This window comes from Clostridia bacterium, from assembly GCA_019683875.1.
Lineage (GTDB): Bacteria > Bacillota > Sulfobacillia > RBS10-35 > Bu92 > Bu92.
The window spans coordinates 1-5,674 of record JADGHN010000107.1 but is presented as its reverse complement, the minus strand read 5'-3'; the positions used below and the strand labels follow the sequence as shown (position 1 = coordinate 5,674).

Sequence of the window (5,674 nt, the reverse complement as noted above, 5' to 3'; positions counted from 1 at the left end):
TTGCCCAGCCCGTAATAGCGCGCGCCGCCGATCGGGTTGAAGCCCAACGGCGACGCGGCCATCGCGTGCCCGCCCGTCGCGAGGTCGAGAAACACCGCGACGGCGGTGAGCGTCCCCGCCCAGGCGAACGCGCGCACGGCCGCGCGCCCGCTCCACCTCCAGGTGGCGAAGGCCAGCGCGGCGGTGACGAGCGCCCAAAGCCATAACGCCGGCAGGGGCCGCACCAGGGGCGCGGCAAGGAACGACATCATGGCCAGCGGGCCATACGCCACGGCCAGGCTCCACACGGAGATCCACGGCCGCAGGCGGCGCGCCACCGGCCACCGCAGGGCGAGGGCCGTCACGAGGATCACGCCCATCGCTCCGAGGATGTACGACTTGATCAGCAGGGGCCGCCGTTGGGCCGACGCCCACGCCACGTCCGCGATGCGGGCGGCGATGTCCCACGGCGACCGGCCGTCCGTGGCCCGGGCGGCCATCGGGCGTCCCGCCAGGGTGGCGTCGCCGGGCAGTCCGAGCATGGCGAGCACCGTGGGCGCGAAGTCGAGGTTCGTGACGAGACCGGACGTGCGCGTGCTCGGCGACCACAGGGCCCCGCGCCAGCCGGGGGCGCGCACGGCGACGGGAGCGAGGCGTTGCCCGGCTTGGCGGTCGGCCTGCGGCGGGGATGGTGCCAGCACCCAGACCGCGTCGCGCGATCCGGCCAGGCGCGACACTTCCGCGACGCCTGCGTCGACGAGCGCCAGGGCTCTGGCGCGCTCCGCATCGCGGCGCGGCCCGGTCGCCGCGACGGCGTCGGCGTCCCACCGCGCGAGATCGCCCAGCTCCACGACGACGAGCGCCACGTCCTCGGGCAGGGCGGCGAGCGACCGCGACATCGCCGCCAGATCGGCCGTCGTGCCGAAAGGGGCAGCCGGCTCGGGACGGCGCGTCGCCTCCCCGAGCCACGCCAGGTCGACGCTCCCCTCGCCGTCCATGGCGAGAAGCACGCCGTCCCGCTCGCGTCGCGCTCCCGGTTGGTCGGCGTCGCCCCAAACGGCCGTGCGCCACCCGGCGGCATGCACGGCGTCGCCCAACCGGCCGAGGTGGACCGGGTAGGGCAGGCTGTCGTTCGCCGCCTGCCAGCCGCCCAGGTTCACGACCGCCGCCCCGCCGCGCGGCCAGGGCCGCCCGACCCACCGTCCGTACAGCTGGGTCGCGCTCTCCCCATGCCAGACTTCGCCTGCGAGAAGGCCCAGGCCGTCCTCCTCGGGCGCGCGCAGCCGGGCGCCGGCGCCGATGGTGGCCGCCCCCTCCGCGGGCGTGCCCGCTCCGGCCGTCGACACGTTCCACACGCCGGCCGCGCCGGACTCGCCGAGCCGGCGCAGCGCGGGCATGGCGCCGCCGCGGATGTCGTCAAGGCGGAGGCCGGGCACCAGCACGACCCAGACGCGGACCGGCGGCGTCGCGGCGGCCGCGCGCCCGCCCCATGGAACGAGGGCCGCGGCGATGGCGGCGACGGCCAGTACCCGCCACCGCAGCGACCCGCGACCGCCTACCACGACCACCGCGGGCGGCGCCCGCCCGGAGCCTCGACCAGCCACTCGTACAGGCGGGTCGTGTTGCGGACCATCGCGTCGACGCTGAAGCGCTGCAACGCGTCCTGGCGGGCCCGCTGCCCCAGGCGGCGGCGCAGGAGCTCGTCGCCGAGCAGGCGCTCCAGTGCGGCGCGCAGCGCCATGGCGTCGCCCGCCGGCACGAGCAGTCCGTTGACGCGGTGCTGCACGACCTCGCCAAGCCCGCCAGCCGCCGAGGCGACCACCGCCCGTCCTGCGGCCATGGCCTCGATGCACGCGACGCCCAGGCCCTCGGCGCGCGACGGCACGGCGACCACGTCGGCGGCTCGCAGGAGCGGCAGCGGGTCCGTCACGTGGCCGAGCCAATGCACGCGTTCCGCCACGCCCGCCTGGCGCGCGCGCCGCTCCAGCACGCCGCGCAGGGGACCGTCGCCCGCGATCGCCAGGTGCGCCGTCGCCCGCTGCCCGAGGCGCACGAAGGCCTCAAGAAGCACGTCGATGCCCTTCTCGGGCGCGAGCCGGGCGACCGCCGCCACGACCGGCACGCCGGCGGGCAGGCCGACCTCCGCCCGTGCGGCGGCCCTCGGGGGTGACGCCGCCGCGAAGCGGGCGAGGTCGATGCCGTTGTAGATGACGCTGACCTTGTCCGGCGAAACGCCGAGGGAACTCACGAGGGAGTCACGCACGGCGAGCGACACGGCGATGTAGCGCGCCGTTCGCCGGGCGAAGCGCCGCTCCAGGTACCGTTGGAGCGGCCGGCGCAACCGCGAGGGCGGCCAGTCGGGAAGATTGTGGACGGTCAACACGACGGCCGGCGCTCTCACCCCGGACGGCAGTCCTTCAAGAGCCAACCGGCCGACCAGTCCTCCGACGAGCCCGTGGCAGTGCAGGATGGCCGGCTGACGCTCCGTCACGACGCGACGCACGGCCGCGGCGGCGCGCAGGAGCGCCGGCGACAGCCCGCCGGGAACGTCCGCGTGACCGACATCCACGCCCTTCGCCCGCAGGCGCTGCGCCGTTGCGGGATCCAAGGGCCCAAACACGCATACACGGAAACGCGCGCGGTCCAACCGCTCCGCGAGCGAGACGACGTGGTTCCGCATGCCGCCCGCCGCCGGGCGGACCAGGTGCAGGACGTCCATGGGCCCCATCGCGGGGTGCCTCCCGTTTCTCGCTTACCATTCCCGGGCGCCGGCCGCGCGATACGCCGGCCCTCCCGAGCCGCCGTATGGAGGAGCCTGCATCGAACGCGGGACCGTGCCGCCCGCCCGGACAGCAAACGGATGTGACGGGCCGGCGCCCACGAAGGGTGCGCCGGCCCGTCGCCCTGCTTTGCCGTGTTCGGACGCGCTCCTAAGCGGTGGCGTTCAACATGCGCCGCAGCACCGTCTGCAGGATGCCGCCGTTCCGGTAGTACTCCACGTCCACCGGCGTGTCGAGACGGGCGATGGCCTGGAAGGTCACGACGCGGCCGTCCGGCTTCGTCGCCTTCACCGTGACCTCGGCGCGCGGGGCCAGCCGCTCCAGCCCTTCGATGTCGTACGTCTCGAAGCCGTCCAGGCCCAGCGACGCGGCCGACTCGCCGTCCTTGAACTGCAGCGGCAGGATGCCCATGCCGACGAGGTTGCTGCGGTGGATGCGCTCGAAGCTCTCCGCCAGCACGGCGCGCACGCCGAGAAGCTGCGGCCCTTTCGCCGCCCAGTCGCGCGAGCTGCCCGTGCCGTACTCCTTGCCGGCGATCACGATGAGCGGGATGCCCGCCTCGCGGTACTTGACGGACGCGTCGTAGATCGTCATCACTTCGCCGGTCGGGATGTAGGTGGTCCAGCCACCCTCCTTGCCGGGCGCCAGGCGGTTGCGCAGCCGGATGTTGGCGAACGTGCCCCGCACCATCACCTCGTGGTTGCCGCGGCGGGCGCCGTAGGTGTTGAAGTCGCGCGGCTCCACGCCACGTTCCATGAGGTACCGCCCCGCCGGGCTGTCCTTGGCGATCGCGCCCGCCGGCGAGATGTGGTCCGTGGTGATGGAATCGCCGAGCAGCGCCAGAACCCTCGCGCCGCGGATGTCCCGCAGCGGCGGCGCCTCCTCCGGAAGATCGTCAAAGAACGGCGGCCGGCGGATGTACGTCGACGTGTCCGCCCAGTCGTAGAGATCGCCGTCCGGAACCGGCAAGCGGCGCCAGCGTTCGTCGCCGTCAAACACATGGGCGTAGTGCTTCTTGAACATCTCGGCGCTCACGGAGGTTTCGATCGCGTCGCGGATCTCCTCCTGGGACGGCCAGATGTCGCGGAGATGGACGGGCTGTCCCTGGGCGTCCACGCCGAGCGGCTCCCGGGTCAGGTCGATGTCCACCGTGCCCGCGAGCGCGTACGCGACGACGAGCGGCGGCGAGGCGAGATAGTTGGCCTTGACCTGCGGGTTGATGCGGCCCTCGAAGTTCCGGTTGCCGCTGAGCACGGCCGCCACGACCAGGTCGTTCGCTTCGACTTCCCTGGCCACGTCCTCGATGAGCATGCCGCTGTTGCCGATGCACGTCGTGCAGCCGTACCCGACGACGTGGAAGCGGAGCTGTTCGAGATACTTAAGGAGCCCCGACGCCTCGAGGTAGTCCGTGACCACGCGCGAACCCGGCGCGAGGCTCGTCTTGACGTGATCGGGAACCTTTAGGCCGCGCTCCACCGCCTTCTTGGCCAGAAGACCCGCGGCCAGCATGACGGACGGGTTCGACGTGTTCGTGCAGCTGGTGATCGCCGCGATCACCACCGCGCCGTCCTCGACCTTCCGGCGCGTCGCCACGGCGACGCCGCCCGCGGGGGCGGACTTCGCCTCGCGCTCGGCGATCTGCGCGTCGAACGCCTTGTGGAACGAGGCGCGCACGTCTCTGAGGTCCAGGCGATCCTGAGGCCGCTTCGGCCCGGCCAGGCTCGGCCGCACCGTGCTCATGTCGAGCTCCAGCGTCTCCGTGTACGTCGGTTCCGGCGCCTCGTCCGAGCGGAACAGCCCCTGCTCCTTGCAGTAGCGTTCCACGAGGTCGACGAGCTCCTCGCTGCGCCCCGTGAGGCGGAGATACGACAGCGTCTGCTCATCGACGGGGAAGAAGCCGATCGTCGCGCCGTATTCCGGCGCCATGTTGGCGATGGTGGCCCGGTCCGCCAGCGCGAGATGCTTGAGGCCCGGCCCGTAGAACTCGACAAACTTGCCGACGACCCCGTGCTTGCGCAGCATCTCGGTCACCGTGAGCACGAGGTCCGTGGCCGTGGCGCCTTCCTGCAGTTCGCCGGTCAAGCGGAAGCCGACGACATCGGGGATGAGCATGTTGTACGCCTCCCCCAGCATCACGGCCTCCGCTTCGATCCCGCCGACGCCCCAGCCCAGGACGCCGAGGCCGTTGACCATCGTGGTGTGCGAGTCGGTGCCGACAAGGGAATCCGGGAAGGCGACGGTGCGCCCGTCCTCCGCGCGCGTCTGCACCACCTTGGCCAGGTACTCCAGGTTGACCTGGTGCACGATGCCCGTGCCCGGCGGGACGACGGTGAAGTTCCGGAAGGCCTTCTGCGCCCAGCGCAAGAGGCTGTAGCGCTCGTAGTTGCGCTCGTACTCGCGCTCCACGTTGTACGCGAACGCGGCCGCGCTGCCGAACATGTCCACCTGAACCGAGTGGTCGATCACCAGGTCCGCCGGGATCAGCGGGTTGATCTTCTCAGGAGACCCTCCCCGCTCCGCCACGGCGGCGCGCATGGCGGCGAGATCGACCACCGCCGGCACGCCCGTGAAGTCCTGCAGGATCACGCGCGCCGGGAGGAACGGGATCTCGCCGTCACCCGCGGCGGCGCCCCAATTCGCGAGTGCGCGCACGTCCGCTTCGCGGACGAGCGGCCCGCCGCAGTTCCGCAACACATTTTCCAAAAGGACGCGGATCGAGTACGGAAGACGGTCGATCGACGTCAGCCCCTGCTTCTCAAGCGCGCTCAGACGGTAGATGACGACGTCGCCGGAGCGCGTCCGCAGCGTATCCCGTGCGCCGAATGGGTCGAACAATGGCCCCGCCTCCTTCACACCTTGAAATATAATCCATGCGTCACGCGCCCGCCGCCTGTTCCCTCCGGCGCGCCGCCTCC

General features: G+C 72.4%; 3 protein-coding genes. All 3 read right to left on the bottom strand.

Annotation, left to right across the window (positions count from 1 at the left end; all coding sequences use genetic code 11):
- On the bottom strand, nt 1-1,541 hold a 1,541-nt coding region (locus IRZ18_08085; protein MBX5477063.1), incomplete at its 3' end, for a hypothetical protein.
- Complete coding sequence (locus IRZ18_08080; GenBank protein MBX5477062.1) at nt 1,535-2,707, bottom strand: glycosyltransferase family 4 protein; 1,173 nt, start codon at nt 2,705-2,707, stop codon at nt 1,535-1,537. The genes IRZ18_08080 and IRZ18_08085, both read right to left, overlap by 7 nt.
- 202 nt (nt 2,708-2,909) lie before the next feature.
- Nucleotides 2,910-5,594 carry an aconitate hydratase AcnA gene (gene acnA, locus IRZ18_08075; protein ID MBX5477061.1) on the bottom strand — a complete coding sequence of 895 codons (2,685 nt, stop codon included), beginning with the start codon at nt 5,592-5,594 and terminating at the stop codon, nt 2,910-2,912.
- Nucleotides 5,595-5,674 lie beyond the last annotated feature (80 nt).